Annotated in this window: 25 protein-coding genes and 2 tRNA genes; 12 read left to right on the top strand and 15 right to left on the bottom strand. The window is 63.3% G+C overall.

The annotated features are described in order from the left end of the window. Window positions 1-195 precede the first annotated feature (195 nt). Together ppk2 and Q9316_RS07905 are read left to right on the top strand one after the other, a co-directional pair. Window positions 196-1,104, top strand: a complete 909-nt coding sequence (ppk2, locus tag Q9316_RS07900) for a polyphosphate kinase 2 (protein ID WP_306034643.1) — start codon at window positions 196-198, stop codon at window positions 1,102-1,104. An 8-nt stretch (window positions 1,105-1,112) separates the two neighbouring features. Beyond that, complete coding sequence (locus Q9316_RS07905; protein WP_306034644.1) at window positions 1,113-2,123, top strand: CorA family divalent cation transporter; 1,011 nt, start codon at window positions 1,113-1,115, stop codon at window positions 2,121-2,123. Between the two features lie 27 nt (window positions 2,124-2,150). On the opposite strand, the gene Q9316_RS07910 is transcribed toward Q9316_RS07905, so the two are convergent. Then, complete coding sequence (locus tag Q9316_RS07910; protein WP_306034645.1) at window positions 2,151-2,612, bottom strand: Lrp/AsnC family transcriptional regulator; 462 nt, start codon at window positions 2,610-2,612, stop codon at window positions 2,151-2,153. A 163-nt stretch (window positions 2,613-2,775) separates the two neighbouring features. Between Q9316_RS07910 and ald the strand changes: the two genes are divergently transcribed. After that, window positions 2,776-3,894: an alanine dehydrogenase gene (gene ald / locus Q9316_RS07915; RefSeq protein ID WP_306034646.1), complete on the top strand. Its 1,119-nt coding sequence runs from the start codon at window positions 2,776-2,778 to the stop codon at window positions 3,892-3,894. A 50-nt stretch (window positions 3,895-3,944) separates the two neighbouring features. Here ald and Q9316_RS07920 read toward each other — a convergent pair whose 3' ends face one another. The 7 genes from Q9316_RS07920 to Q9316_RS07950 form a co-directional block, all read right to left on the bottom strand. Further along, a complete protein-coding gene (locus Q9316_RS07920; RefSeq protein ID WP_306034647.1) occupies window positions 3,945-4,412 on the bottom strand; it encodes a DUF1203 domain-containing protein in 468 nt (155 codons plus the stop codon). Between the two features lie 124 nt (window positions 4,413-4,536). Then, window positions 4,537-5,097 carry an OmpA family protein gene (locus Q9316_RS07925; protein ID WP_306034648.1) on the bottom strand — a complete coding sequence of 187 codons (561 nt, stop codon included), beginning with the start codon at window positions 5,095-5,097 and terminating at the stop codon, window positions 4,537-4,539. 114 nt (window positions 5,098-5,211) lie between these two features. Next, window positions 5,212-5,802, bottom strand: coding sequence for a GNAT family N-acetyltransferase (locus tag Q9316_RS07930; protein ID WP_306034649.1), 591 nt, complete (start codon window positions 5,800-5,802; stop codon window positions 5,212-5,214). Window positions 5,803-5,804: 2 nt separating this feature from the next. Then, entirely contained in the window at window positions 5,805-6,659 is an 855-nt protein-coding gene (gene sseA / locus Q9316_RS07935; protein ID WP_306034650.1) for a 3-mercaptopyruvate sulfurtransferase, read from the bottom strand. Between the two features lie 12 nt (window positions 6,660-6,671). Further along, a complete protein-coding gene (locus Q9316_RS07940) occupies window positions 6,672-7,415 on the bottom strand; it encodes an alanyl-tRNA editing protein (protein ID WP_306034651.1) in 744 nt (247 codons plus the stop codon). A gap of 5 nt (window positions 7,416-7,420) precedes the next feature. Beyond that, a complete protein-coding gene (locus Q9316_RS07945) occupies window positions 7,421-8,461 on the bottom strand; it encodes a cysteine synthase A (RefSeq protein ID WP_306034652.1) in 1,041 nt (346 codons plus the stop codon). A 125-nt stretch (window positions 8,462-8,586) separates the two neighbouring features. Continuing rightward, window positions 8,587-9,852 carry an SAM-dependent methyltransferase gene (locus Q9316_RS07950; RefSeq protein ID WP_306034653.1) on the bottom strand — a complete coding sequence of 422 codons (1,266 nt, stop codon included), beginning with the start codon at window positions 9,850-9,852 and terminating at the stop codon, window positions 8,587-8,589. Window positions 9,853-10,078: 226 nt separating this feature from the next. Between Q9316_RS07950 and Q9316_RS07955 the strand changes: the two genes are divergently transcribed. Further along, on the top strand, window positions 10,079-10,285 hold the full coding sequence (locus Q9316_RS07955; RefSeq protein ID WP_306034654.1) for a hypothetical protein: 207 nt from the start codon (window positions 10,079-10,081) through the stop codon (window positions 10,283-10,285). A gap of 69 nt (window positions 10,286-10,354) precedes the next feature. After that, window positions 10,355-10,546, top strand: a complete 192-nt coding sequence (locus tag Q9316_RS07960; protein WP_306034655.1) for a hypothetical protein — start codon at window positions 10,355-10,357, stop codon at window positions 10,544-10,546. A gap of 104 nt (window positions 10,547-10,650) precedes the next feature. On the opposite strand, the gene Q9316_RS07965 is transcribed toward Q9316_RS07960, so the two are convergent. Beyond that, a tRNA-Asn gene (locus Q9316_RS07965) sits at window positions 10,651-10,725 on the bottom strand. A 165-nt stretch (window positions 10,726-10,890) separates the two neighbouring features. Between Q9316_RS07965 and Q9316_RS07970 the strand changes: the two genes are divergently transcribed. Further along, window positions 10,891-11,175 carry a hypothetical protein gene (locus Q9316_RS07970; RefSeq protein WP_306034656.1) on the top strand — a complete coding sequence of 95 codons (285 nt, stop codon included), beginning with the start codon at window positions 10,891-10,893 and terminating at the stop codon, window positions 11,173-11,175. Between the two features lie 75 nt (window positions 11,176-11,250). Beyond that, a complete protein-coding gene (locus Q9316_RS07975) occupies window positions 11,251-11,727 on the top strand; it encodes a DUF2938 domain-containing protein (RefSeq protein ID WP_306034657.1) in 477 nt (158 codons plus the stop codon). A gap of 52 nt (window positions 11,728-11,779) precedes the next feature. On the opposite strand, the gene Q9316_RS07980 is transcribed toward Q9316_RS07975, so the two are convergent. Continuing rightward, window positions 11,780-12,103 carry an RcnB family protein gene (locus Q9316_RS07980; protein ID WP_306034658.1) on the bottom strand — a complete coding sequence of 108 codons (324 nt, stop codon included), beginning with the start codon at window positions 12,101-12,103 and terminating at the stop codon, window positions 11,780-11,782. Window positions 12,104-12,231: 128 nt separating this feature from the next. Continuing rightward, entirely contained in the window at window positions 12,232-12,675 is a 444-nt protein-coding gene (locus Q9316_RS07985; protein ID WP_306034659.1) for a PACE efflux transporter, read from the bottom strand. Between the two features lie 78 nt (window positions 12,676-12,753). Between Q9316_RS07985 and Q9316_RS07990 the strand changes: the two genes are divergently transcribed. Continuing rightward, entirely contained in the window at window positions 12,754-13,686 is a 933-nt protein-coding gene (locus tag Q9316_RS07990; protein ID WP_306034660.1) for a LysR family transcriptional regulator, read from the top strand. Between the two features lie 121 nt (window positions 13,687-13,807). On the opposite strand, the gene Q9316_RS07995 is transcribed toward Q9316_RS07990, so the two are convergent. The 4 genes from Q9316_RS07995 to exbB all read right to left on the bottom strand — a co-directional run bounded on the left by Q9316_RS07995 (window position 13,808) and on the right by exbB (window position 17,759). Then, window positions 13,808-13,881: transfer RNA gene (locus Q9316_RS07995), tRNA-Cys, on the bottom strand. A gap of 145 nt (window positions 13,882-14,026) precedes the next feature. Then, window positions 14,027-16,078, bottom strand: a complete 2,052-nt coding sequence (locus Q9316_RS08000) for an acyltransferase family protein (protein ID WP_306034661.1) — start codon at window positions 16,076-16,078, stop codon at window positions 14,027-14,029. Between the two features lie 192 nt (window positions 16,079-16,270). After that, window positions 16,271-16,699: a TonB system transport protein ExbD gene (gene exbD / locus Q9316_RS08005; RefSeq protein ID WP_306034662.1), complete on the bottom strand. Its 429-nt coding sequence runs from the start codon at window positions 16,697-16,699 to the stop codon at window positions 16,271-16,273. A 4-nt stretch (window positions 16,700-16,703) separates the two neighbouring features. Beyond that, window positions 16,704-17,759, bottom strand: a complete 1,056-nt coding sequence (gene exbB, locus Q9316_RS08010) for a tonB-system energizer ExbB (RefSeq protein WP_306034663.1) — start codon at window positions 17,757-17,759, stop codon at window positions 16,704-16,706. 327 nt (window positions 17,760-18,086) lie between these two features. On the opposite strand from exbB, the gene Q9316_RS08015 reads away from it, so the two are divergent. From Q9316_RS08015 to Q9316_RS08030, 4 genes are all read left to right on the top strand, one after another. Continuing rightward, a complete protein-coding gene (locus tag Q9316_RS08015) occupies window positions 18,087-18,737 on the top strand; it encodes a protein-L-isoaspartate O-methyltransferase family protein (protein WP_306035243.1) in 651 nt (216 codons plus the stop codon). 245 nt (window positions 18,738-18,982) lie between these two features. Further along, window positions 18,983-19,711, top strand: coding sequence for a PopZ family protein (locus Q9316_RS08020; RefSeq protein WP_306034664.1), 729 nt, complete (start codon window positions 18,983-18,985; stop codon window positions 19,709-19,711). Window positions 19,712-19,850: 139 nt separating this feature from the next. Further along, entirely contained in the window at window positions 19,851-22,778 is a 2,928-nt protein-coding gene (locus Q9316_RS08025) for a valine--tRNA ligase (RefSeq protein WP_306034665.1), read from the top strand. Window positions 22,779-23,137: 359 nt separating this feature from the next. Further along, window positions 23,138-24,391 (top strand): OmpP1/FadL family transporter, encoded by a 1,254-nt coding sequence (locus Q9316_RS08030; RefSeq protein WP_306034666.1) that lies wholly within the window; start codon window positions 23,138-23,140, stop codon window positions 24,389-24,391. The last annotated feature ends 202 nt before the right edge of the window (window positions 24,392-24,593 follow it).

The raw sequence follows: 24,593 nt of genomic DNA on the forward strand, positions 1-24,593 counted from the left end.
GGCTAGTCAATGGGAGCGGTGCATGGCGGGAGCTGTCGGAAGCGATCCCATGCCAATCGACCGGCTTCAGGAACGGCCGTTCGTCCTTGCGCCGCGCGTGCCGTCGTCCTTCTCGTCCATTCCAGCGTTCCTTTCGCACGCTCCGAGGCCGAAACGCGTCCGGAGCGCAATTTCCACGATCCATGGATACCGGTCATGTTCGACGACAATCATCTGAACCGCATCAAGGCGGAAATTGCCGACAGCTTCGACGAGGAGCTGGAAATGCAGATCGAGGAGGAGCGGCTGGACGACCTCATCGCCGAGGGCATGTCCGAACCGCCGGCGCAGACGCTGGAGCGCCGGATCTATTTCCGCGAGCTGTTCCGCCTCCAGCATGAGCTGGTCAAGCTGCAGGACTGGGTGCAGCACAAGAAGCTGAAGGTCGTCGTTCTCTTCGAGGGGCGCGGTTCGGCCGGCAAAGGCGGCGCCATCAAGCGCGTGACCCAGCGCCTCAATCCGCGCATCTGCCGCGTCGTCGCCCTGCCGGCACCGACCGAGCGCGAGCGCAATCAATGGTACTTCCAGCGCTATGCGCCGCATCTGCCGAGCGCCGGCGAAATGGTGCTGTTCGACCGCTCCTGGTACAACCGCGCCGGCGTCGAGCGCGTCATGGGCTTCTGCACGCCGGACGAGCTGGAGGAATTCTTCCGCTCGGTACCGGAATTCGAGCGTATGCTGGTGCGCTCCGGCATCGTGCTGATCAAATACTGGTTCTCGATCACCGACGAGGAGCAGGAATTCCGGTTCCGCATGCGCATCCACGACCCCTTGAAGCAGTGGAAGCTCTCGCCGATGGACCTCGAAAGCCGCGTCCATTGGGAGAACTACACCAAGGCCAAGGAGGAGATGCTGGAGCGAACCCACATTCCCGAGGCGCCGTGGTGGATCGTCGAGGCCGTCGACAAGAAGAGGGCGCGGCTGAACTGTATCGCCCATCTGCTTGCTCAGATTCCCTATGAGGACGTGCCCAAGGCGCCCATCGATCTGCCCGAGCGTGTGCGGCATGACGATTATATCCGCCGCCCGCCGCCGGACGAGATGTACGTACCGGAAGTCTACTGAGCAGGCCCTTGAACCTGCTGGACCAGACGCAGAGGGGGCTGACGCCGGGGCTCGTCGGCGCCTACCGGGGATCGCCCGGCGGGCCGGTGGTGCCCGTCGCGCCGCAGGATATCGATGCGGCGCTCGCGTCCGCGGACGGCTGGGTCTGGCTGCATGTCGATCTGGTCGACCAGCGCATACAGGGCTGGCTGCCCGCGCGCTGCACCTTGCCGGCGGCGGCGCGCTCCATTCTGGAAGGGCATGACGAAAGCCTTGTTCTTGGCCACGAGGCAGGGACGACGCATGGCGTCATCGCCGATCTGCAGCAGCAGGAAACCGAACGCGCCTCCACCACCGTCGGCCGTCTGCATTTTGCCCTGACGGAGCGTCTGCTGGTCACGGGCCGGCGGCACCCGGTGGAAGCGGTGAACCGGGTGCGGCGCTCCTTTGCCGAGGGTTTCAGCCCCGCAACGGCCTACGAGCTTTTCGAGGCCATGGTCGCCGCCTTCTGCAAGAATACGGCGATCAAGCTCAAGGAGGCGGCGGGGCTGCTCGATGCTGTGGAGGACCGGCTGGTCACAGAACGGCTGAGCGACGAGCGGCGCAGCCTCAAGGAGGTGCGCCGCCTCGCTGTCTCCTTGCACCGCCCGGTCGCGGGCATGGTGGCGCTGTTCGAGGAGGAGGACCGGGAGGACTGGACCCTCTCCGAACACGCCCATGCCGTGCTGCGGCGCCTGTCGATGCGGCTGGAGCGGCTCGACCGCGAGATCGTCATGGTCAACGACCGCGCCCGCCTGCTGCAGGAGGAGATGGCGGCGGAATTGCAGGACGAATCGAACCGCAGCCTCAAGGCGATGGCGGTGATGAGCGCCCTGTTGCTGCCGGGAACGCTTGTCGTCGGCGTGTTCGGCATGAACACCGCGGGCCTGCCGTTCAGCCAGGGCGAAACGGGGTTCGGCTGGGCGATGATGCTGGGCATGGGCGCCACCGCGCTGTTCTACTGGCTGCTGCGCCGGGCCGGCATCAACCTGCGATTCTAGAAGCGCAAATCCGCTAGGGGTTGCTCCCTAGACCCCGACATTCGGCCGATCGATGATTTCGCGCAGCGCGAAGCTCGAATTGATCTTCACCACATGGGGCAGGGCGGAAAGCCAGTCGCGGTGGATGCGCTCGTAGTCTTCGAGGTCCTTGGCGGCGACGCGCAGGATATAGTCGTATTCGCCGGACATCAGGTAGCAGACCAGCACGTTGGGGCAGAGTTTTACCGCCGCCTCGAATTCCGCCAGCGTCTTGGCGAACTGGCCGGACAGCGAGATGTGCACGATGGCGATCATCTTGTAGTCGAGCGCCTTCGGCGAGACGCGGGCGTGATAGCCGTTGATGGTGCCGGATTTTTCGAGGATGTCGAGCCGGCGCGAGCAGGCCGACGGCGAGAGGCCGACGCGCTCGGCAAGCTCGGCATTGGAGATTCGGCCGTTCTGCTGGACGACCTTCAGGATCGCAGCATCGATTGCATCCAGACGCGACATTCGAATTTTCCCCGAAAATTCCGCTGATAACAGAAGAATATTCGACATTGGCCCGTTTCGCAAACCGGCTTTGCAAGGACATTGCACGCCGCCTCTGCTTCCATGGTGTACCCGCCGAAGAGCGGCACGAGAAAACGGGAACATCACTGGGAAAGGAACGCGCATGCGTGTCGGTTGTCCGAAGGAAATCAAGAATCATGAATACCGGGTCGGTCTGACGCCCGGTGCCGTGCGTGAATATGTGGCGCATGGCCACGAGGTGCTCGTCGAGACGAAGGCCGGCGCCGGCATCGGCGCTGACGATGATGCCTACCGCGCCGCCGGCGCGAGGATCGTGCCCACCGCCGCGGACATATTCCAGAAGTCCGACATGGTGGTGAAGGTCAAGGAACCGCAGCCCGCCGAATGGGCGCAGCTCCGCGACGGACAAATTCTCTACACCTACCTGCATCTCGCCCCCGATCCGGAACAGACCAAGGGTCTGCTCGCCTCCGGCGTCACCGCCATCGCCTACGAGACGGTAACGGACGAGCGCGGCGGCCTGCCGCTGCTGGCGCCGATGTCGGAAGTCGCCGGGCGCCTTTCCATCCAGGCCGGCGCGACGGCGTTGCAGAAGGCCAATGGCGGACGCGGCATCCTGCTCGGCGGCGTGCCGGGCGTGCTGCCGGCCAAGGTCGCCGTCATCGGCGGCGGCGTCGTCGGCCTGCATGCGGCGAGGATGGCCGCGGGCCTCGGCGCGGACGTGTCGATCCTCGACCGCTCGATCCCGCGCCTGCGCCAACTCGACGACCTCTTCGGCGGCCGCGTCCACACGCGCTATTCGACCATCGACGCGCTGGAAGAGGAGGTGTTCTCCGCCGATCTCGTCATCGGCGCCGTGCTGATCCCCGGTGCCGCCGCGCCCAAGCTCGTGACGCGCGAAATGCTTTCGGGCATGAAGAAGGGTGCGGTCATCGTCGATGTCGCCATCGACCAGGGCGGCTGCTTCGAGACTTCGCATGCGACGACCCATTCCGACCCGACCTACGAGGTCGACGGCGTGGTGCATTATTGCGTCGCCAACATGCCGGGCGCCGTGCCGGTCACGTCCGCCCATGCGCTCAACAACGCCACGCTGCACTACGGCTTGCAGCTTGCCGACAAGGGGCTGAAGGCGATCGCCGAGGATCGGCACCTGCGCGCCGGCCTTAACGTGCACAAGGGCCGCATCACGAACCAGCCGGTCGCCGATGCGCTCGGCTACGAGTCCTACGCGCCCGAAGCGGTGCTGAACGTCGCCTGATCCGTCAGGAACCAATTGAGAAAAGGGGCCTGGAGCGATTCGGGCCCTTTTCATGCGCGCTCGACACGGCACTGGTAGCAATTGTTGCGCGCCGAGCGGATGTGCAGATAGGCGACGTCCTCCCGCGCCAGGAGCGTTGCCGCATAGTCGGGAATGCCGGCGGTCGGGACCACGGCGCCGGTGCCGTAGAGAATGCGGTTTTCCGCCGAGTAGCCGCGGACGATATAGTCGCGGCTCGTCAGCATCGGCGGCATCTCTTGCGACGGCTCGTGAGCCTTGCAAGGCTCGGCGTGCAGGAAGATCGGCCCGGTTTCCGCATAGGGTTGCAGGGCTGGGAAGGGGCGGTGGGCGAGGATGAGATAGGGTTCGCCCGCACCGACCGGCCGCAGGCAATGCCGGCAGGGCACGCCGTCACCATCGGAAACCTGTCGTTCGGGCTTCATTCCATAGGCGTCAGCGCCACCTTTCCAGTAGGCGGTTGCGGTTTCGGTCGGCATGGGCAGGAAACGAATGGACATGGCAGGGGCTCCGGTTGGTGTGCCTGGAGATTCCACGCCTTCGCGCCGTCCCGACACCCGTTTCCTGCCGGCAAATCAAAACCGCCGGCACGAGTCCGGCGGCGAAGACGGATTTGCAGGGATATTACCGGACGAACTCGTCGATGCGGCGGAGCGTGACGCGGCGGTTGCGCCATTCCTCGTTCTGCGTCGGCACGAGCAGGTATTCCTCGCCGTAGCCCACGGTTTCCAGCGCCCGCGAGGGGATGCCGAATTCCTGCACGAGCACCCATTTCAGTGATGCGGCGCGGCGTTCGGACAGGACCTGGTTGGAGGAGGCCGAACCGACGGCATCCGTATGGCCCTCGATCAGGAAGACGGCGCGACGGCGGCGGCGCAGGATGCGCTCCATGGCGCGGGCGATCTGGCGCACCTTGCGATATTCCGAGCGCGGGATCTCGGCCGAGGCGAATTCGAAATTGATCGACTGGATATCGATGGAGGGCGCGGCGCGGCGAAGGTCCGCACGGCGCTTGAATTCACGGACCGTCACGCGTTCCTCGTCCCGCATGCGGCGGGCCGGGGCGGCGTCGAGGCGGCGCAGGATCATGTCCTCCGACGGTGTTTCCTGCGCGAAAGCGAGGCCGGAGAAGGCGGGGGCGGCGAGGGTGGCGGCGAACGCGGTCAGGAATGCGCGGCGTTGCATGGACGATGTCTCCTTGTCTTCGATCATCTGGATCTTCGGTCATCTGGTGGCCGGAAAGTGCCATGGACGATCTGAAGGAAAGATGAACCGGCCGTTGGGTGCCGTTCAGGGTGTTTAACGCCGTTCGGCCGGCATCAGACAGTCGCGCTTGGCGAGCGCCAGGAGCTCGGCGTCGGAGAGCGGAACGATCTCGGCATCCCGGGTTCCGACCGGCGAGAAGCCGAACATCTGGTAGAGCTGGAGCGCGCGCGGATGGTCGAGATTGTTGGTGGTGACGGTCACGCGTCGGGGCCCGAGCGCCCAGGCGGCATAGAGCGTCTGGAGCAAGAACCATTTGCCGATGCCAAGGCCCAGCGCCCGCTCGAAAAGGCCGAAATGCGAAAGCTCGATCGTCTCCTCGTCGACCTGCAGCAGCTCGAAGAAGCCGGCCGGCGCGCCGTTGACATAGAGCACCGTCACGCTGTTGCGCTTGTCGTTGAGGGTCGCGGCCAGCGTCTCGTCGTCCATGCGAAGCCGGTCGACCCAGTGCCAGCGGCTGCCGACCTGCCGGTAGAGGAAACGATAGAAGGCAACCGGGATCTCCGGCGCGCTGAGGATTGCGGTGTGCACGTTGACGGGCACCGGCAGGCTCTGCTTCGGCGGCGCCGTCATTTCGAGCGCGGTGATGTGCACCGCGATCGGCGCGCTCTGGACCTTCTTTGCCATGCTCAATCCTTCCCGGTGACGACGGGCGTGTCGTCACGGCTGCCCCATTCGGACCAGGAGCCATCATAGAGCGTATTGTTCTCGTGGCCGAGCGAATGAAGCGCCAGCGTGATGATGGCCGCCGTCACGCCCGAGCCGCAGCTGGTGACGACCGGCTTGGACAGGTCGATGCCGGAATCTTCGAAATGCTTGCGCAGGCTCGCAAGGTCCTTGAATTTGCCGCCATCGGAAAAGCTGCCCGACGGCATGCTCTTTGCGCCGGGCATATGGCCGGAACGCATGCCGGCGCGCGGCTCGGCTTCCGCGCCGGTAAAGCGGCCGGCGCCGCGGGCATCGGCTATCTGCTTCGACCCGGTCGACACGATGCCGCGCATCTCCTCGAAGGAGGTAACGGCATAGGGATTGAAATTGGTGTGGAAGACGGCCGGCGCCGGCTCGGGCAGGTCGGTCTGAAGCGGCTTTCCCTCCTGCTTCCAGCCGTCGATACCGCCATCCATGACGAAGACGTTCTTCGCGCCCATGATGCGAAACAGCCACCAGACACGCGGCGCGGTGAAGATGCCGGGGCCGTCATAGACGACGATCGTGTCCGTATCGGCAATGCCGAGCTTACCGACTTCGGCGGCGAAGAAATCCGGCGAGGGAACCGTGTGCGGCAGCTTGCTGGAATGATCGTTGATCACGTCCTGATCGAAGAAGACTGCGCCGGGAATGTGCCCGGCCGCATATTCGGCCGCGCCGTTGCGGTTTTGCGCCGGCAGATACCAGGAGGCATCGACGATGCGGAATTCCGGCGCGCCGAGTTGCTTTTCCACCCAATCCGCGGAGACGACGAACTTGCTCTTGTCGTTGGACATGGTCTTTTCCTTTCAGGCGTCGGAACCGGGCGCACCGAAGCGGATGCGGAACCGGCGGTTCTCCTTGCCCTTCTTTTCGATCTTGGCGATGTGGATGGCGCCCACTTCCTGCGTTTCGGAAACGTGCGTTCCCCCGCAAGGCTGGCTGTCGACGGAGGAATTCTCGCCGATGCAGACGAGGCTGACGCGGCCGAGGCCCATCGGCGGACGCACGTTCTTGGATTTCACGATGCCGGGATTTGCGGAAAGCTCCGCGTCGGTGATCCACTGGACGAAGACCGGATGGTTCTCCGCGACGAGCTTCATCAGCTTCGCCGTCACCTCGTCCTTGTCGATGGTGTCTGTCATGTCGAAATCGACCCGGCTGTCCTCCTCGCCGACGGCGGCGCCGGTGATCGGATAGGGGCAGACGACGGAGAGCAGGTGGCAGGCGGTGTGCATGCGCATCAGCTTGTAGCGGCGCGCCCAGTCGATATGGGCGACGACCGCCTCGCCGACGATCGGCAGCGCCTCGCCCTCCAGCGGGCGGTGGATCACGATGTCCTTGCTTGCGCCCGTCACCGCCGGGCCGAGCGCTATGCGGCTGCCGTCGGCGCGCTCCAGAAAGCCGCTGTCGCCCGGCTGGCCGCCGGATGTCGCGTAGAAACAGGTCTGGTCGAGCTCGATGCCGCCGTCCTCGTGCACCGCCGTCACCACCGCCTCGTTTGTCGAAAGATAGAAATCGTCACGAAAGAGGGCGGTGGTGGGAAGGGACATGAGACCTATTCGACCGGCTGGTAGGGGACCTTGATCGCCGATTTCGCCTTCAGCCATCCCGGAACGGGCAGGCCCTTCGAATCGAGGAAGTCCGCATTGAAGAGTTTCGACTGATAGCGGTTAGCATAGTCGCACAGGATCGTCACGATCGTGTGGCCGGGGCCGAGGTCCCTTGCCAGGCGGATGGCGCCGGCAATGTTGATGCCGGAGGAGCCGCCGACCGCGATGCCTTCCTTCTCGATCAGATCGAAGACCAGCGGAACAGCCTCGGAATCCGGGATGTTGTAGGAATAGTCGGGCGTGAAGCCCTCGAGATTCGCCGTGATGCGGCCCTGGCCGATGCCTTCGGTGATCGAGCTGCCGGCGGATTTCAGCTCGCCGTGCTCATAATAGTTGTAGAGCGCCGCGCCATCCGGATCGGCAAGGGCGATCTTGATGTTCGGGTTTTTGGCACGCAGGCCCGCCGCGACGCCGGCCAACGTGCCGCCGGAACCGACAGCCGAAACGAAGCCGTCGACCTTGCCGTCCGTGTCGCGCCAGATTTCCGGGGCGGTCGTCTCGATATGGGCGTCGCGGTTGGCGACATTGTCGAACTGGTTGGCCCAGATCGCGCCGTTCGGCTCGGTCCTGGCAAGCTGCTCGGCGAGGCGGCCGGAAAGCTTCACATAGTTGTTGGGGTTCTTGTAGGCGACGGCCGGGACCTCGACGAGCTCGGCGCCGAGCAGGCGCAGCGCGTCCTTCTTTTCCTGGCTCTGGGTCTCGGGGATGACGATCACGGTGCGATAGCCGAGCGCCTGCGCGACCAGCGCAAGCCCGATGCCGGTATTGCCGGCCGTGCCCTCGACGATGACGCCGCCGGGACGCAGCGCGCCGGAACGCTCCGCCGCACGGATGATGGAGAGCGCCGCGCGGTCCTTGACCGACTGGCCGGGGTTGAGGAATTCCGCCTTGCCGAGAATCTCGCATCCCGTCGCGTCCGAGGCGCCCTTGAGGCGGATCAGCGGCGTGTTGCCGATTGCATCGAGAACGGACGGAAGAATGGACATGGCAGACGAGCCTCGCGCGTTATGTACCTAGACTGAAAGCGTCTTTTCCGCCTGTGGAGGCCGCTTTGCAAGCAATGGCGTTCCTCGTGGAAGGGCTTCCAGAGGGATTTTTTCTACCGGAAGTATCAGGCGAGGGGCCGCGTATAGACCACCTGCCGTACATCGATGTTCTTGGCACGGAAACCCGCCTCGCAATAATAGAAATAGAACTCCCAGAGCTTGCGGAAGCGCTCGTCGAAGCCGAGCGGCACGATCCGCTCCCAGGCCGCCCAGAAGCGGTGCCGCCATTCGGCGAGCGTGCGGGCATAGTCGTGGCCGAAGCCGATATCGGAGGCGGTCGACAGCCCGAACTGGCGGCCGAGCGAGGAAAGATGCTCGCGGGTCGGCAGCATGCCGCCGGGAAAGACGTATTTCTGGATGAAATCTGGGTTCGCCTTGTACTCGGCATAGGCCTCCTGAAGGATGGTGATGATCTGCAGCCCGGCACGCCCGCCCGGCTTCAGGCATTCACTCAGCTTGGAGAAATAGTCCGGCCAGTATTTTTCGCCGACGGCCTCGAACATCTCGATCGAAACGATGCGGTCATAGGTGCCTTTCTCGTCGCGATAGTCCTGGAATTTCAGCTCCACCCGGTCGGCCAGGCCGGCCTTGGCCATGCGCTCGCGGGCAAAAGCGAGCTGTTCGCGGCTGATCGTCAGGCCGGTGACCTTGCAGCCGATCTCGCCTGCCGCGAATTCCGCAAAGCCGCCCCAGCCGCAGCCGATCTCCAGCACATGGTCGTCCGGCCCTATCCCGGTCGCTTCCGCAAGCGCGCGGTACTTCGCAAGCTGGGCGGAGGTGAGGTCGTTCGCGCCGCGCGAATAGAGCGCGGCGGAATAGGTCATCGTCGGATCGAGCCACTGCGAGTAGAACGCGTTGCCGAGATCGTAGTGCGCGGAAATATTGCGCTGCGAGCCGCGCCTTGTGTTGGCGTTCAGCCAATGGCGGAATTTCTCGACGAGGAGAAGGAGGCCGCGCGGGCCGTTGGTGTAGTTGCGCACGACATTGCCGTTGATGAGGATGAGCTCGAGGAAGGCGCCGGCATCCGGGCTCTCCCAGTCGCCATCCATGTAGCTTTCGGCAACGCCGATCGTGCCACCGCTGACGGCGCGGTGCACGAGGTTCCAGTTGTTGAGCTTCACGGCGGCGTCCGGGCCGGGCGCCTTTCCGCCGATCACGAAGGTTTGCCCGCCCGGTATCGTCATTTCGAGCGTGCCCGCTTCAAGGCCCATGAGGCCGCGCAGGACCATCTGGGCGCGGAACGGCAATCGCTTGGTGCGCTGTGCGAAATTCTCCGCCGTCAACCTGTCGCGGCTTGAAAATGCCTTTTCTGAAATCGTTTCATTCGCCATCGATTGCCCCTGTGCCAACCCGACGTAGGGGAAGGCTAGCCGCAATACGCCGAAAGGCCAAGTCGTGAATCGTGGCGGATTGCTTCATAAATATGCGAGCGGCCGGCGAGAAAAGGACCGGATTTTAACGAACTGTTAGCAAGCATGGTTAATTTTGCGTCTATCCGGTGCGCGGCGGGAACGGAAAACCCCTTCGCCCGTTTGGACGGAAACTGGAGATATAACGATGCTTTTCGGACTGTTTCAGGCAACTCCTACCGACGACGATGACATCGCCACCGGCACGTATGCGGATGGGGTGATCGGAACGCCGCTCAGCGAGCTTTCCATCCGCCCGCGCGAGCGCAGCCAGGCCTTCCGCCGCAGCGCCCATGAACGCGACTACGGCACCGCCCGCATCGCCGGCCAGACGGTCGCTGGAATGGTACCCTGAATTTTCTGCCGCCGGGAACAATGGAAGTCCCGGCGAATTTCTCTTCCGGCCGCATCGGAGGAGACCGCCATGACCCACCATATCGACAATCGCCAGTTCACCCCCCGGCAGACGCGTCATGTCCTCGATGTCATCGAGCATTGCCGCAAGAACGGGTTGGACAAGGCGCAGGAGCGCAAGCTCCTCCTTCTTTTCGGCCGCTTTGCCAGCCGCCACGAACTCCAGATGAACATCAAGCACCCGCCGACCAAACTTCGATAGCGGCAATCTCTCGCCGGACGCGCGGCCGCATTGTCAGATGCGGTTTTGCGGCATATGGCGAAAAGCAGAAGGGGCCGCGCTTTTCAGCGCAGCCCCTCGAAATCTGGCTCCCCGGGCCGGATTCGAACCGGCGACCTGTCGATTAACAGTCGAATGCTCTACCGCTGAGCTACCAGGGATCATCCGCTCGCTGCGGAGTGAGCGCGTAATACAAATGCTGGATCGATTTGCCAAGCGCTTTTTTGACAAAAAAATGCACCGGACTTGATTGATTGTGGAGAAGTCTCCAACTGGGAGAGGAACGAGCCTTGGAAAACCGGGCTTTGCAGCGAAACGGACACTGAATGACGGCGCAAAAAACAAATATGCATTTCGGCATCGATCCTCGCACGCACGAGATCGTCATCGGATCCTTCCGCATGAAACTGCCGGAATCGCGCTGGCTGCGCACCACGATCGGCGTGCTGCTCATCCTCGGAGGCATTCTCGGCTTCCTGCCGGTGCTTGGATTCTGGATGGTACCGCTCGGCCTGCTCGTGCTCTCGCACGATTCCCATTTCGTCCGCCGCCAGCGCCGCCGTCTCGCCGTATGGTGGGCCAGCCGCAAGGCACGCCGCAACACGCGCTGAGGCAAACGGCATTTCTTGCAGCCGGCCGCCGGACCTGCTCTAACCCCTTGCATCGACTTGAGGTGAGGGGTGGGCATGGACTTGCTGGTGAAGGGCGTCGTGATCGGGATCGGCGCGACGGTGCTGATGGATATCTGGGCGGTGCTGCTGTGGAAGGCGTTCGGCCAGGCGCGGCCGAACTGGGCGCCGGTGGGGCGCTGGTTCTGGCACCTGAAGAACGGCACCGTCTTCCACGACGATATCGGCAAGGCCGAGCCCTATGCCAACGAACTGGCGCTCGGCTGGATCGGTCACTACGCCGTCGGCATTCTCTATGGCGTCATCCTGGCATTGATCGTGGGGTCCGCCTGGTTCGCCGCGCCGACCTTCCTGCCTGCATGGATTCTCGGCATCGTGACCGTCGGGGCAGGCTGGTTCCTGTTGCAGCCGGGCCTCGGCATCGGCTTTGCCGCCTCGAAACTGCCGAACGCCAACACGGTGCGGGTCCTCAATCTCGTATCGCACACCGTCTTCGCCCTCGGCCTCTACGGAACGGCGCTTCTCATTCGCTGAATGGAACGAATGAAAACGCCACCGCGGCAAAAGCTGCGGTGGCGTATTTTTTTTAGCGGGAGGCGGCGACGCCGAGGATCAGGCCGGTGGCGACGCTCATCAGGAGATAAGAGTTGTCCACCTTCACCCACTGCTGCCCGCGGCCGGGCTTGCGCAGGCCGTAGCGGTGGTAGTCACGGACGGGCGGGCGGCGGTTCCAGTCGGAATAGCGCTCGCCCTTGCGCCAGTTGTGCCGCTTCTTGGCATTTTGCTTGTCCCAGGACGAAGAATAGCCGGGCTTGCGGTCGTGGCCGTAGTGCTGCTGGGCCTGCGCCATCGGTGCGGCGGCAAAGGAAAGGGCAACAGCGGCGAGAAGGGTGCGGGTCAGGAGTTTCATTGGGAGGTTCCTCGTTGTTGATGGGAGGAAACTAGAGCCCGGTCGATGAACGAAAACTGAATGAAACATTACAATGCTGTAATGAAAACAGTCACTTAACGCATGTGGCAATTTCGTGGCAGCCCACCTCACGCCGATGCATGAGGCAGGGGGGAGGCTTCGATCGGAAAGGCCCTGTCATAGACGATGTTGAAGACGAAGGCATAGACCAGGTAGAACGCAACGACCGCGATATCCAGGATCAGGGCTGCCAGCAGGCCGATGCCGAGATACCAGGCCATGAACGGGATGAGGATGACGATCAGCCCGGCCTCGAAGAGCGCCGTGTGCGCGACGCGAATCGGCATCGTCTTGGTCACGCTGCCGCGAATGCGCAGCATCGCCTTGTCGAAGCCCAGGTTGAAAACGAAATTCCACACCGTTGCCGCCGTTGCGGAGACGATGCCGATGACGCCCATATGCCCGATCGGCTGGTCGAACAGCAGGGCAGCGCCCGGCGTGAAGATTGCCAGGCCGATAAGTTCGAACATGACCGCATGCCGGACACGATCGCTGAAGGTACGCATTTTCATTTCCTCGTCTGTTGTCGGCTATATGACTATCTGATATTCATGGGAAGAAAAGTTAGATACTATCTGAAATGAAGATAGATGACCGTTTCCCTCGAACAGCTTGACGCCTTCGTCACCGCCGCCGAACACGGCTCGTTCTCGGCCGCCGCGCGGCATCTGAGAAAGGCCCAGTCGGCGGTGAGCCTGCTGGTTTCCTCCCTGGAGGACGATCTCGGGATCAAGCTGTTCAGCCGCGCCACGCGCAATCCGACGCTGACCGAGGCGGGCAGGCGGCTGCTGCCGGAAGCAAAGCTCATTCTCGACCGCCGCGAGCATCTGATCGGCGTCGCCCGGGATTTCGAGGAACATGTCGAGACCCGTCTCGCCGTCGCCATCGACGAGCTTTACCCGGAACCTGCCGTCGGCGCGCTGTTTGCCGCCTTTGCGGAGCAATTCCCCTATGTCGAACTCGAATTGCTGTTTCCGCCGACCAAGAATGTCGCTGGGCTCGTTCTGGAGGGAAAGGCCGATCTCGGCGTGATGTGGCGCCAGGAGGATCTGCCGCCGACGCTGGGTTTTCATACGATCGGCTGGATTCCGCTCATTCTCGTCTGCGGCCGCAACCACCCGCTGGCAGGGGCGCCCGTCACTTGGGAGGAACTCAAGCGGCACCGCCAGATCATGGTCACCAAGCGGAGCGACGGTATGGAAACGCACCGCCTGCGCGTCGCCGCCGAGGTCTGGTGGGTCGAGAGCCATTGGGTCATCCTGCAGATATTGCAGCGCGGCGTCGGCTGGGCGCTGATCCCGGCCCATATCCTAACCAATTCGCCGCTCGTGTCCGAGCTCGCGACGCCGTCGCTGCAATTCGACGAGGGCGCGCACCCCGTCGCGCTGGAACTCATCTGGAACAAGCAGCGCCCCGCTGGTCCCGCCACGCGATGGCTGCGGGAACAGTTCGCGGCGACCGGAATCAAGAGTGGCGTGGCAGAGGCGGCGCCTGATATCGCCGACCTTATCACCATTCCATGATCCCTATTCGGGAGCGTTTGGCACTCGACGATATCAGATAGGCGAATACCAAGACGGGTCGGACCATCCGGCGCCGGCCGCTGAGCGGCTTTCAATAAATCATTGATATCGAAGGATAAATTGGAGGCCTCGCCGAGAATCGAACTCGGGTGCAAGGATTTGCAGTCCTCTGCGTCACCACTCCGCCACGAGGCCGTCCGTTTGCTTTAAAAGCGAGTGGTGCCGGGCGTTTAGAACGAATTTAGAATAGGTGCAAGAGGCTTAGTTCTGAATGTCGTCCCTTTTTTCACCCGCGCGGTTCTTTCTGCGGAATTTGCAGCTTTGCAGGCCGGACCGGCAGTCAGAAATCGCGCAGGAACGGATGAAGGATGTCCGCGGCGATCAGCGAAGCACCATCGTTCGACAGGTGATCGTCGTCCGAATAGTAGCGTTTGCCGCCGAATTGCACCACGCAGCGGTCCTTGACGAAGGTGTCGCAAAGGGCGCGGTCGGGATGCACATGGGCGACGGCAGGGCCTGTTATCCCGTCGAGCACGGCACCGGAAAAGGCGTTGCGGCTACGGTATCGCTCGTAGGAGGTCGTCACCTCCTGGGGAAGACGGCCGTCTTCGAGATAGCGGAGGAAATTGTATCGCTTGATGTCGATGCCCGTTTCCGGGATCGGATGCACGATCGACAGGGGAAGACCCGTCGCTTCCAGCTTTTCGAACATGCGCTTCACCGCCCGTTCCTTCGCGGGCGCCAGAATGCTTGGTTCGCCGCTTTCGTCCCGTGCCTCGTAGATCCGTTCCTTGTCCAGCTCGACGCCGCCTTCGCCATTGTCGAAGGTCAGGCGGTCGATCTTACCCGGCACGGGATAGAGCCTGTAGTTCCAGCGGATGGCGACGATGATCCCGTCGGCTTCGCGCTTGAGGAAATCGAGGGTCTCGCCGAATGCCCGAAGGCAGGTCGCGAACCGGTCGTCGGGAAGACCCTCCACGGTGATGTAGGGAATGGGCTCGCATTGCGTGATGTTGACGCGCAGGCCGCGGATGTTGAGGCGCTTGAACTCCTGGTCCAGCGTGCCGCGCAGCGCATCGGCATGGGAATCGCCGTAGAGCGCGATCGTTTTCCGGCCCTCCGGATCGCCGAAGGCGCAGCCCGGCGGAACGCTCGATCCGTTGATGGTGAAATAGGTGCAGGCGGCACCGTCCTGCAGTTCGGGCGTATCGAGCAGCGCCACGACCTCGGCGGGAAACCGGCCGGGAAACCCGCCGGTCCTGACGGCGGCAAAGCCGAGCGCGGCAACGAGGATGAGCCTGGCGACCGCCAACGACAGGACACGCCCCGCATCCAGCCGGTGAAGGCGCTTGGCGGGTATCTCGATGAATTTCCAGGTGAGGACGCCGAGTGCGACCGATATGGCCGCCAGCCCCAGCTCGTCGGCAAGCGAAAGGGCATGGAGACTGCGCAACCGCGCAAAGGCGAGGACCGGCTGGTGCCACAGATAGATGCTGTAGCTGGCAAGGCCGATAAGTTGGAGCGGCCGGCAGGCGAGAAACCGGTAACCGAGGCTGCCGCGCCGCACGAAAAGGAGAACGAGAACGGTTCCCAGCACCGGCACGAGCGCGTTATAGCCGGGAAACCGGGTCGTGCTGGTGAACAGGAAGACGGAAACGGCGATGGCACCAAGCCCGACGGCGGACAGCAATTCGGCCACGCGGTTGCCGATCGCATCGAGGCGCGCGGATATGCCATGGCCCGGCAGTGCGGCGACAATCGAGCCGGCGAGGATTTCGAAGGCGCGCGAGGGAAGCAGGAAATAGGCCGCTTCCGGATAGTGGCGGACCATCTTGCCGGACAGGTAGAGCCCCGCAACCGCCATCACGATCAGGCAGGGCAGGACCAGCCGCGGGGCCAGCTTCCAGATCAGGCCCAGGATGATCGGGAAGAGGATGTAATACTGTTCCTCGACCGCGAGGCTCCAGGTGTGGAGGAGGGGTTTCAGTTCCGCCTGGACGTCGAAATAACCGCTTTCCTGCCAGAACAGGAAGTTGGAGGAGAAAGTCGCGACCGCGACGATGCTGTTTGCGAATTTCCGGAAATCCTGCGGCGGCATCCACAGCCACGCGGCGGCGAAACTGGCGATGGTGACGACGGTCAGCGCCGGCAGGATGCGCACGCAGCGCCGCCGGTAGAAGTCGACGATAGAATAGGTGCCGTGCTGGTGGGCGTCGAGCAGGATGCGCGTGATGAGATAGCCGCTGATGACGAAGAAGACGTCGACCCCGACATAGCCGCCGCTCACCCAGGGCACACCCGCATGGAAGAGGATCACCGGCACGACGGCGATGGCGCGCAGGCCATCGATTTCCGTGCGGTAAGCGGTCTTGGAAGAGGCGGCGTCTGACATGTCTATCCCGAAGCGGTTTTCTGGTATCTGCCGAAACCTGCTGCAAGGAAACGCGCCGGCCGGTCGGCAATCGCTGGGATTGCACGGGGATAGCCCGTACCATTGCCATCGCAATGTCGGCAAGATGCGCCGGCTCGCTGGGGAATTTGAGCTGGTGGGGGCGACGCGCCCGAAAGCGCGCCGCCGGTTGCTCTACTGCGCCGGGGCGCCTTCGAGGCCGACCAGGGCGATCTTGCCATAGCCGGCGCCGCGCAGGAGGTTCATGACGTCCATGACGTTGCCGTAGTCGACGGCCTTGTCGGCGCGCAACAGGATGCGCGCATCCTTGTTGCCCTCGGTCACGGCGTCGAGCTCGGGGCCGAAATTGTCGCGGGCGATCGTGCCGTTGCCGATCGAGACCGTGAGGTCCTTCTTCAACGTCATGAAGACCGGCTTGTCCTCGCGCGGCGTCGGCTGGGCGACGGAGGAGGGCAGGTCGACATTGATGTCGACGGTGGCGAGCGGCGCGGCCACCATGAAGATGATCAGCAGCACCAGCATGACGTCGATGAACGGCGTCACGTTGATTTCGCTGTTTTCCTCGAGGTCGTCGCCGCCGCCTTCCTTGATCTTGCTGGCCATCGGCTCACCCGATCTTCACGACGGCCGCGCGCTCGGCGCGCTGCGCGGGGTGGCGCTGGGCGCGGCGCACGTCGAGGTCGCGGCTGGCGAGCCGCTCGATGGCGGCCGAGGCATCGGCGAGGTTCTGGCGGTAGCCGGTGATGGCGCGGGCGAGGAAGTTGTAGATCACGACGGCGGGAATCGCGGCGACGAGGCCGATTGCCGTTGCAAGCAGCGCTTCCGCGATGCCGGGTGCGACAATGGCAAGGTTTGTGGTCTGTGCTTTCGAAATGCCGATGAACGAGTTCATGATGCCCCAGACGGTGCCGAACAGGCCGACGAAGGGCGCGGTGGAGCCGATCGTGGCAAGCAGACCCGTGCCCTTGGCGATGCGGCGGCCGGCGTGCACTTCCATGCGGGTGAGGCGGGAGGCGATGCGTTCCTTGACGCCGCCGTCGGATACATGGTCGAGCACCGCTTCGGAGGCATCCATTTCATCGCGCGCGGCGCTGATCATGCGGGCGACCACGCCGCGGTTGCGGCCGAGGGCCTCCTGGCCGTCCTCGAGGCCTCTAGCGGCGATGAGGCGGCGGACGGCCTGGCTTGCCGAGCGCTGGGCGCCGCCGAGTTCGGCGATCTTCACCAGGAGGACCGTCCAGGTGACGACGGAGGCGAAGGCAAGGCCGATCATCACGCCCTTGACGACGATGTCGGCCGCCATGAACATGCCCCAGGGCGAAAGGTCGTGCGGCAGGCCGGCCTGGCGTTCGTCCGCGGCAGCCGCGCCGTCGTCGAGCGCGTCGAGTTCGGTCGCCTCTTCGCCGTCAGGAGTGGCGCCGGCGTCCGTGCCGGTCACGGCGTTTGTCGAATTGTCGGTGGAGCCTTCGCTCGCCGTGGGGCGACCGGTCGTTTCCGTTGTGGTTGTGGTCGTCGTCGTGGCGGCGCCTGTGCTGGTGCCGGTCGACTGGCCGGCTTCCGGCTGGCTGTCCGTCTGGGTCGAAGGGGCCTGCGCCGAAACGGCGTGCGGGGCGGCGAGCGCCATCAGGATGATCGCGGATAGCAGTCGAAACCGTTTCAGCACGGCGTATTCCTCTTGCATGTCTCAGTTCAAGCGAAGCCCGTTTCATGGAAGCGGGCAGGGTGCGGACGCCGGGCGTCCCTAAAACCTGAGTGCTCAATACGACATTCTATATGGGGCAGGCAACAATATGTTGAGTAATTTATTCATGATAAGGGGCGGAATTTCCAGCAAGCATGACGGCCTGGCGACTAGGACGCGGTTTTTGCGCGCAACCGGCCGCCGCCTATGGACACCCGCCCCGAAAGCGCACTAAGAGAATTGCAACGCATCCGGCATGGCCGGGCCTTTGCGCCGGTCTTCGCCGTTTTATTCCAAGGGCTAGAGATGATTGACTACAAAGCAGCGCGCACGAAGATGGTGGACAACCAGATCCGTACGACGGATGTGACGTCGCACGAGGTGCTCGACGCCTTCCTGACTGTCCCGCGTGAAGAGTTCGTGCCCGCGGCGGTGAAGCCGCTCGCCTATATCGACGACGACAGCCAGGTCGCGCCCGGCCGCTACCTGATGGAGCCGTCCCCGCTCGCCAAGCTGGTCCAACTCGCCGAGATCGCCACGAGCGATGTTGTGCTGGAAGTCGGCTGTGCCACCGGTTACGCCTCCGCCGTTCTGTCCAGGCTCGGCAGCTCGGTCGTCGCGCTCGAAAGCGATGCCGATCTTTCCGCCGTCGCGACGGAAACGCTCGCCCGCCTCGGCTATGACAATGTCGCGGTCGTGACCGGTGATCTCGAAGCCGGCTACGCGCCGGAAGCGCCCTATGACGTGATCTTCGTGCACGGCGCCGTCGAATTCGTTCCGGAAGCGCTTTTCGCGCAACTTCGCGACGGCGGTCGTCTCGTTGTCGTCGAGGGCTACGGCAATGCCTCGCAGGCGCGCCTCTACATCAAGGAAAGCGGCCGCGTCGCCGAACGCAACGCCTTCAACACCGCCGTCAAGCCGCTGCCCGGCTTCCGCAAGGCGAAGGAATTCGTTTTCTGACAGCGCTTCTGGAGAATTGAGTGCTTCAAAGGCCCGTCGCATCACGCGGCGGGCCTTTTGCGTGGGGTGCCTGCGCGGCCCGTCTCCCCAGACCTCGCCGCTTGGCATGGCAAACAAATCTGTGCATCACTGGGAACACATGATTCGCGGCGATTTAGTTCGCTGCCGGACTCGCCTAGGGTTTTCCGGATGTCGGGCACGCCTCTTGCGGCAGGCTGCGGACGCCGCAGAGAACGGGGATAGAAATGGCTCAGCCAAATGTAGCGCGTGAACCGTCCATGGATGAAATCCTGGCGTCGATCCGCAAGATCATCGAAAACAACGAAGCCCAGCCGGACCTTGCGCCCGACGCCGGAGACGACGAGGGCTTCGACATAACCGCCGAGAGCCATTCGAGCCTGCTGGACCACCCTGCGGTGGTCGAGCAGTTCCATGCGGAAGAGCAGCGTTCCGTCATCCAGCCGCTTCCGCGCGTGGAGCCTGCACAGGGCGGTCAGCCGGCGATGTCGCTGGCCGATGTCGCCGCGCGTGTGCGCGCCGCTTCGGAGCGCCACGTCGCAGCCAACCGGGAAACCGTCGAGCGCGAGCCTGTCGCGGTCGAGCCGGTACAGGCCGTCGCGCGCGAAGAAAGCCCGCTTATGGCGGCGAATGCGGTCGCTGTAGAGCCGGTGGAAAAGGTCGAGGTTGTTGCCGAGAAGGAAGTCGCCGGGCGGGTTCAGGTCGCCGAGGTGCCGCCAGCCGCCAGCCGCGACATCGCCGCGCTCGTTTCGCCGGCGGTGAGCGAGCGCGTCGCGCAGTCCTTCGGCGCGCTGGCCGAGGCGATGGATGCCGGGCCGCGCCGCTCCTTCGACGAGATCGCCGAAGAGATGATGCGCCCGATGCTGCAGGAGTGGCTTGACGATAACCTGCCGACGCTTGTCGAGCGGCTGGTGCGCGAAGAGATCGAACGGGTGGCGCGCGGCCCGCGCCGCTGACCGACGCCGTCATTCTTTAACGAAAAGATGATTTGAGCCGCGCCGGACCCCCGGTGCGGCTTTTCTTCTGATATTGTTGACTCCATGCCGGCCATCCGGTTTACAAAACCCACCGATAAACAGCAGGCCACGCACGAAAATGCTTGAAAAAAACTATGATTCCGCAGCGGTCGAGCCGCGCATCGCCAAGACATGGGAAGATGCGGATGCATTCCGCGCAGGCGAGGGCGCAAAGCCCGGCGCCGGGACCTTCACCATCGTGATCCCGCCGCCGAACGTGACGGGCTCGCTGCATATGGGCCATGCGCTCAACAACACGCTGCAGGACATCATGGTCCGCTTCGAGCGCATGCGCGGCAAGGACGTGCTGTGGCAGCCGGGCATGGACCATGCCGGCATCGCGACCCAGATGGTCGTCGAGCGCAAGCTTGCGGCCGAGAAGCTCCCCGGACGGCGCGAGATGGGCCGCGACGCCTTCGTCGAGAAGGTCTGGGAGTGGAAGGCGGAATCCGGCGGCCTGATCTTCAACCAGCTGAAGCGCCTCGGCGCGTCCTGCGACTGGTCGCGCGAGCGCTTCACCATGGACGAGGGCCTGTCCGAGGCCGTGCTCGAAGTCTTCGTCTCGCTCTACAAGGAAGGTCTGATCTATCGCGGCAAGCGTCTCGTCAACTGGGATCCGAAGTTCGAGACGGCGATCTCCGATCTCGAAGTCGAGAACCGGGAAGCCGACGGCCATATGTGGCATTTCAAGTACCCGCTCGCCGACGGGGCGACCTACACCTACGTCGAGAAGGATGCCGACGGCAACGTCGTCTTCCAGGAAGAGCGCGACTACATTTCGATCGCCACCACGCGTCCCGAGACGATGCTCGGCGACGGTGCGGTCGCCGTTCATCCCACGGACGAGCGCTATGCGCCGATCGTCGGAAAGCTCTGCGAGATCCCGGTCGGCCCGAAAGAACATCGCCGCCTCATCCCGATCATTACCGACGAATACCCGGAGAAGGATTTCGGTTCCGGTGCGGTCAAGATCACCGGCGCGCATGACTTCAACGACTATCAGGTCGCCCGCCGTAACAATATCCCGCTCTACCGGCTGATGGACACGCGAGCCTCGATGCGCGCGGATGGCGAGCCCTATGCCGTCTACGCGGCGCAGGCGCTGGAGATCGCCAAGTCCGGCGATGTCCCCGGTGAGGCCGAGGTCGACGACATTAACCTCGTCCCCGACGAATATCGCGGCCTCGATCGCTACGAGGCCCGCAAGCGCATCGTCGAGGCTATCAACGCCGAGGGGCTGGCGGTCACCGTCAAGGATGCGGAAGGCAACGACATTCCCTATGTCGAGAACAAAAAGGTCATGCAGCCGTTCGGCGACCGCTCCGGCGTCGTCATCGAGCCGATGCTGACTGACCAGTGGTTCGCCGACGCCGCCACGCTGGCCAAGCCCGCGATTGCCTCCGTCCGCGAGGGCCGCACCAATTTCGTTCCGAAGAACTGGGAAAAGACCTACTTCGAATGGATGGAGAATATCGAGCCGTGGTGCATCTCGCGCCAGCTCTGGTGGGGTCACCAGATCCCGGCCTGGTACGGCCCGGACGGCCAGGTCTTCGTCGAGAAGACCGAGGAAGAGGCGCTGCACGCCGCCATTCAGCACTACATCGCCCATGAAGGTCCGTGGAAGGCCTGGGTCGAGGAGAAGCTGGAGAACTTCGCGCCGGGTGAAATCCTGACGCGCGACGAGGACGTGCTCGACACCTGGTTCTCCTCCGCGCTCTGGCCGTTCTCGACGCTCGGCTGGCCGGAGCAGACGCCGGAACTGGATAAGTACTACCAGACCGACGTTCTCGTCACCGGCTTCGACATCATCTTCTTCTGGGTCGCCCGCATGATGATGATGGGCCTGCACTTCATGAAGGACGAGGCCGGCAATCCGGTCGAGCCGTTCCACACCGTCTATGTCCATGCCCTGGTGCGCGACAAGAACGGGCAGAAGATGTCGAAGTCGAAGGGCAACGTCATCGACCCGCTCGAACTGATCGACGAATACGGCGCAGATGCGCTGCGCTTCACGCTGGCCATCATGGCCGCGCAGGGCCGTGATGTGAAGCTCGACCCGGCCCGCATCGCCGGCTACCGCAACTTCGGCACCAAGCTGTGGAACGCCACGCGCTTTGCCGAGATGAACGGCGTGAAGAGCGATCCGCATTTCGTGCCGGAAACGGCCTCGCTGACGATCAACCGCTGGATCCTGACAGAACTCGCCCGCACCGCCCGCGACGTCACCGAGGCGATCGAGACCTACCGCTTCAACGACGCTGCCGGCACGCTCTACCGGTTCGTCTGGAACCAGTTCTGTGACTGGTATCTGGAACTGCTGAAGCCGGTCTTCATTGGCGAAGACGAGGCCGCAAAGGCGGAATCGCAGGCCTGCGCGGCTTACGTTCTGGAGGAGATCTACAAGCTCCTGCATCCATTCATGCCCTTCATGACGGAAGAGCTGTGGGCGCACACGGCCGGCGAGGGCAAGTCGCGGGAAAGCCTCATCTGCCATGCCGAATGGCCGTCGCCGGCCTATGCGGACGATGCGGCCGCCGACGAGATCAACTGGCTGATCGATCTTGTCTCCGGCATCCGCTCGGTGCGCGCCGAAATGAACGTGCCGCCGAGCGCGACCGCCCCGCTCGTCATGGTCGGTGCCAATGCGCAGACCAAGGCGCGGCTTGCGGTGCACGACTCGGCGATCCGCCGTCTCGCCCGCGTCGAGATTATCCGTCTCGAGGATGCGGCTCCCAAGGGTGCGGCGCAGATCGTCATCGGGGAGGCGACCGCCTGCCTGCCGCTCGGCAACCTGATCGATCTTGCGGCCGAAAAGGCCCGCCTCGAAAAGGCGATCGACAAGGCGAAGGCCGAAGCCGCCCGCATCGAGAGCAAGCTTTCGAACGAGAAGTTCGTTGCCAATGCCAAGCCCGAGGTGGTCGAGGCCGAACGGGCGCGCATGGCCGAACTCGATCAGCAGCTTGCCAGCCTCTCGGTCGCGTTGACCCGCGTCAGCGAAGCCGGCTGATTCTCTCGATCGTCATTGCCGGGACCTGAAAACCGCGCCGGCAGCTCCGGCGCGGTTTTCTATTCGTCGGTCGGCCCGCAAAACTTCGGCTGTGTTCAAAATGTGACATAGTGGCAGGGTAACGAAAAATTTATCTCTTCAGGAGCACCATTCGCCCCATGCATGAGAATGCTGTTTCTCTCAGCTGCATTGCTGAGGGGCTTCAGAAAAATCTTACGTAATTTAATGACCGGCCACCGGAAATCATCGGCAAAAACTGGGGTTTGCCAAGCCGGCACTAGTCTTCGATAGTCATTCTTGGAGAAGCGCGGGACGGAGGCAGCTGTCGGCCGCGCGACATGCTCGCAGGGGAGGATTGAATGCGTAAGAAGAATTTCAGCGTCGGGGCGGTTGCGGCGGTCACGCTTTTGACGGCCACGGCAGCTCATGCGGGCGGTCTGGAACGTGCCGGCTACAATATCGATCTGCTGTTCGAACCGTCGGGCTACGCCATCGAGACGGGCGTGACCTACGTCAACCCGCAGCGCAAGCTGAACAATGTTCGCGATACAAATCCGGCCGATGGCACCAATGCCGGTCGTCCGAGCAACGCCATCGATGCGACGGAAGGCTACTGGGTTCCGCGCATTGGTTTCAAGGCCGGTCTCGGCGATGCAGTCGACTGCATGTTCGATTATTCGCAGCCGTGGGGCGCGCACCTTAATCAGGGCAGAAACTGGGTCGGCGCGAACGAAAATATCGAAACCAAGATCAAGAGCGACAACTACGCGGCAACCTGCTCGTATTCCTTTGATGCCGGCCCGGGCCAGTTGCGTATTATTGGTGGCGGCTTCTATCAGGAGCTTTCAGGGTTTCAGGAGCGCCTGGCGGCAGAATTGCCGGCCTTTCTGGGGACGGGCATAGGCCGTCTGGATTTGAAGGGTGATGGCTGGGGCTGGCGCGCCGGCGTGGCTTACGAAATCGAAGAATATGCCCTGCGTACGAGCCTCGTTTACAACAGCGCCGTCGATCTCGACAATATTACAGGTACCCTGAATCTGACTGGCGTTCCCTCCATCGTGAACCCTCTCAACCCGCTACTTGGCCGTACAACACCCGTGTTCGGCGCAGCTACCATGCCTGACTCGCTTGAGTTCAAGTTTCAGACCGGCGTTGCTCCGGGCTGGTTGGTCTTCGGCGGCGTGAAGTGGACCGACTGGAGCCAGTTGCAGAGCCTCCCGTTCTGCCCGGAATCGACGAGGGCTGTGGCTTGCCGCACGCGCGGCGCAACGGAAGCGACATCGCTCGACCTCTTCTATCGCGACGGTTGGACGATTTCCGGTGGTGTCGGCCACAAGTTCAATGAACAGTGGAGCGGTGCCCTTAGCCTGACTTGGGACCGCGGCGTCTCTACGGGTCTTGGAACCCATTCTGATACCTGGACACTTGGCGCTGGCGTTTCATATGCGCCGACCGAAAACGTTGAGTTTCGTGTCGCTGGCGCCCTCGGCGTGCTGACGAGTGGCTCGTCGGGCCCTGTCGTACGCGATGGCCAGACCTTCGGTCGCGCGAGCTACGATTTCGACAACGACCTCGTTTCCGCAATCTCGACCTCCCTCAAGGTTAAGTTCTGATCGGCGGACCTTAAAAACGATCAGAATCGGGCCCGGCGTCATCGCCGGGCCCTTTTTCTTGGTTAACGTTTCCTTGCCTTCGATAGCGCTTGATGGGGAAATCACAGCAACGCCTGAAAATATGTGACGGAATCGCAACACATTATTTTCCAGAGTTTGCTACACCCATAGGCAAGCGACGAAATGTCCATTTCCCGCCACA

Origin of the sequence: Shinella zoogloeoides, from assembly GCF_030733845.1 — a bacterium.
Taxonomy (GTDB): Bacteria; Pseudomonadota; Alphaproteobacteria; order Rhizobiales; family Rhizobiaceae; genus Shinella; species Shinella zoogloeoides_C.

Coding starts and splice junctions, on each gene's coding strand:
- Q9316_RS07970 (WP_306034656.1), top strand. CDS start 10,891: ATGACGGCGCAAAAAACAAATATGCATTTCGGCATCGATCCTCGCACG.
- Q9316_RS07960 (WP_306034655.1), top strand. CDS start 10,355: ATGACCCACCATATCGACAATCGCCAGTTCACCCCCCGGCAGACGCGT.
- Q9316_RS08030 (WP_306034666.1), top strand. CDS start 23,138: ATGCGTAAGAAGAATTTCAGCGTCGGGGCGGTTGCGGCGGTCACGCTT.
- Q9316_RS07910 (WP_306034645.1), bottom strand. CDS start 2,612: ATGTCGCGTCTGGATGCAATCGATGCTGCGATCCTGAAGGTCGTCCAG.
- Q9316_RS07920 (WP_306034647.1), bottom strand. CDS start 4,412: ATGTCCATTCGTTTCCTGCCCATGCCGACCGAAACCGCAACCGCCTAC.
- Q9316_RS07990 (WP_306034660.1), top strand. CDS start 12,754: ATGACCGTTTCCCTCGAACAGCTTGACGCCTTCGTCACCGCCGCCGAA.
- Q9316_RS07925 (WP_306034648.1), bottom strand. CDS start 5,097: ATGCAACGCCGCGCATTCCTGACCGCGTTCGCCGCCACCCTCGCCGCC.
- sseA (WP_306034650.1), bottom strand. CDS start 6,659: ATGTCCAACGACAAGAGCAAGTTCGTCGTCTCCGCGGATTGGGTGGAA.
- Q9316_RS07945 (WP_306034652.1), bottom strand. CDS start 8,461: ATGTCCATTCTTCCGTCCGTTCTCGATGCAATCGGCAACACGCCGCTG.
- Q9316_RS08000 (WP_306034661.1), bottom strand. CDS start 16,078: ATGTCAGACGCCGCCTCTTCCAAGACCGCTTACCGCACGGAAATCGAT.
- Q9316_RS07930 (WP_306034649.1), bottom strand. CDS start 5,802: ATGGCAAAGAAGGTCCAGAGCGCGCCGATCGCGGTGCACATCACCGCG.
- ppk2 (WP_306034643.1), top strand. CDS start 196: ATGTTCGACGACAATCATCTGAACCGCATCAAGGCGGAAATTGCCGAC.
- Q9316_RS08025 (WP_306034665.1), top strand. CDS start 19,851: ATGCTTGAAAAAAACTATGATTCCGCAGCGGTCGAGCCGCGCATCGCC.
- Q9316_RS07955 (WP_306034654.1), top strand. CDS start 10,079: ATGCTTTTCGGACTGTTTCAGGCAACTCCTACCGACGACGATGACATC.
- ald (WP_306034646.1), top strand. CDS start 2,776: ATGCGTGTCGGTTGTCCGAAGGAAATCAAGAATCATGAATACCGGGTC.
- Q9316_RS08020 (WP_306034664.1), top strand. CDS start 18,983: ATGGCTCAGCCAAATGTAGCGCGTGAACCGTCCATGGATGAAATCCTG.
- exbD (WP_306034662.1), bottom strand. CDS start 16,699: ATGGCCAGCAAGATCAAGGAAGGCGGCGGCGACGACCTCGAGGAAAAC.
- Q9316_RS07950 (WP_306034653.1), bottom strand. CDS start 9,852: ATGGCGAATGAAACGATTTCAGAAAAGGCATTTTCAAGCCGCGACAGG.
- Q9316_RS07980 (WP_306034658.1), bottom strand. CDS start 12,103: ATGAAACTCCTGACCCGCACCCTTCTCGCCGCTGTTGCCCTTTCCTTT.
- Q9316_RS07940 (WP_306034651.1), bottom strand. CDS start 7,415: ATGTCCCTTCCCACCACCGCCCTCTTTCGTGACGATTTCTATCTTTCG.
- Q9316_RS07985 (WP_306034659.1), bottom strand. CDS start 12,675: ATGAAAATGCGTACCTTCAGCGATCGTGTCCGGCATGCGGTCATGTTC.
- Q9316_RS07975 (WP_306034657.1), top strand. CDS start 11,251: ATGGACTTGCTGGTGAAGGGCGTCGTGATCGGGATCGGCGCGACGGTG.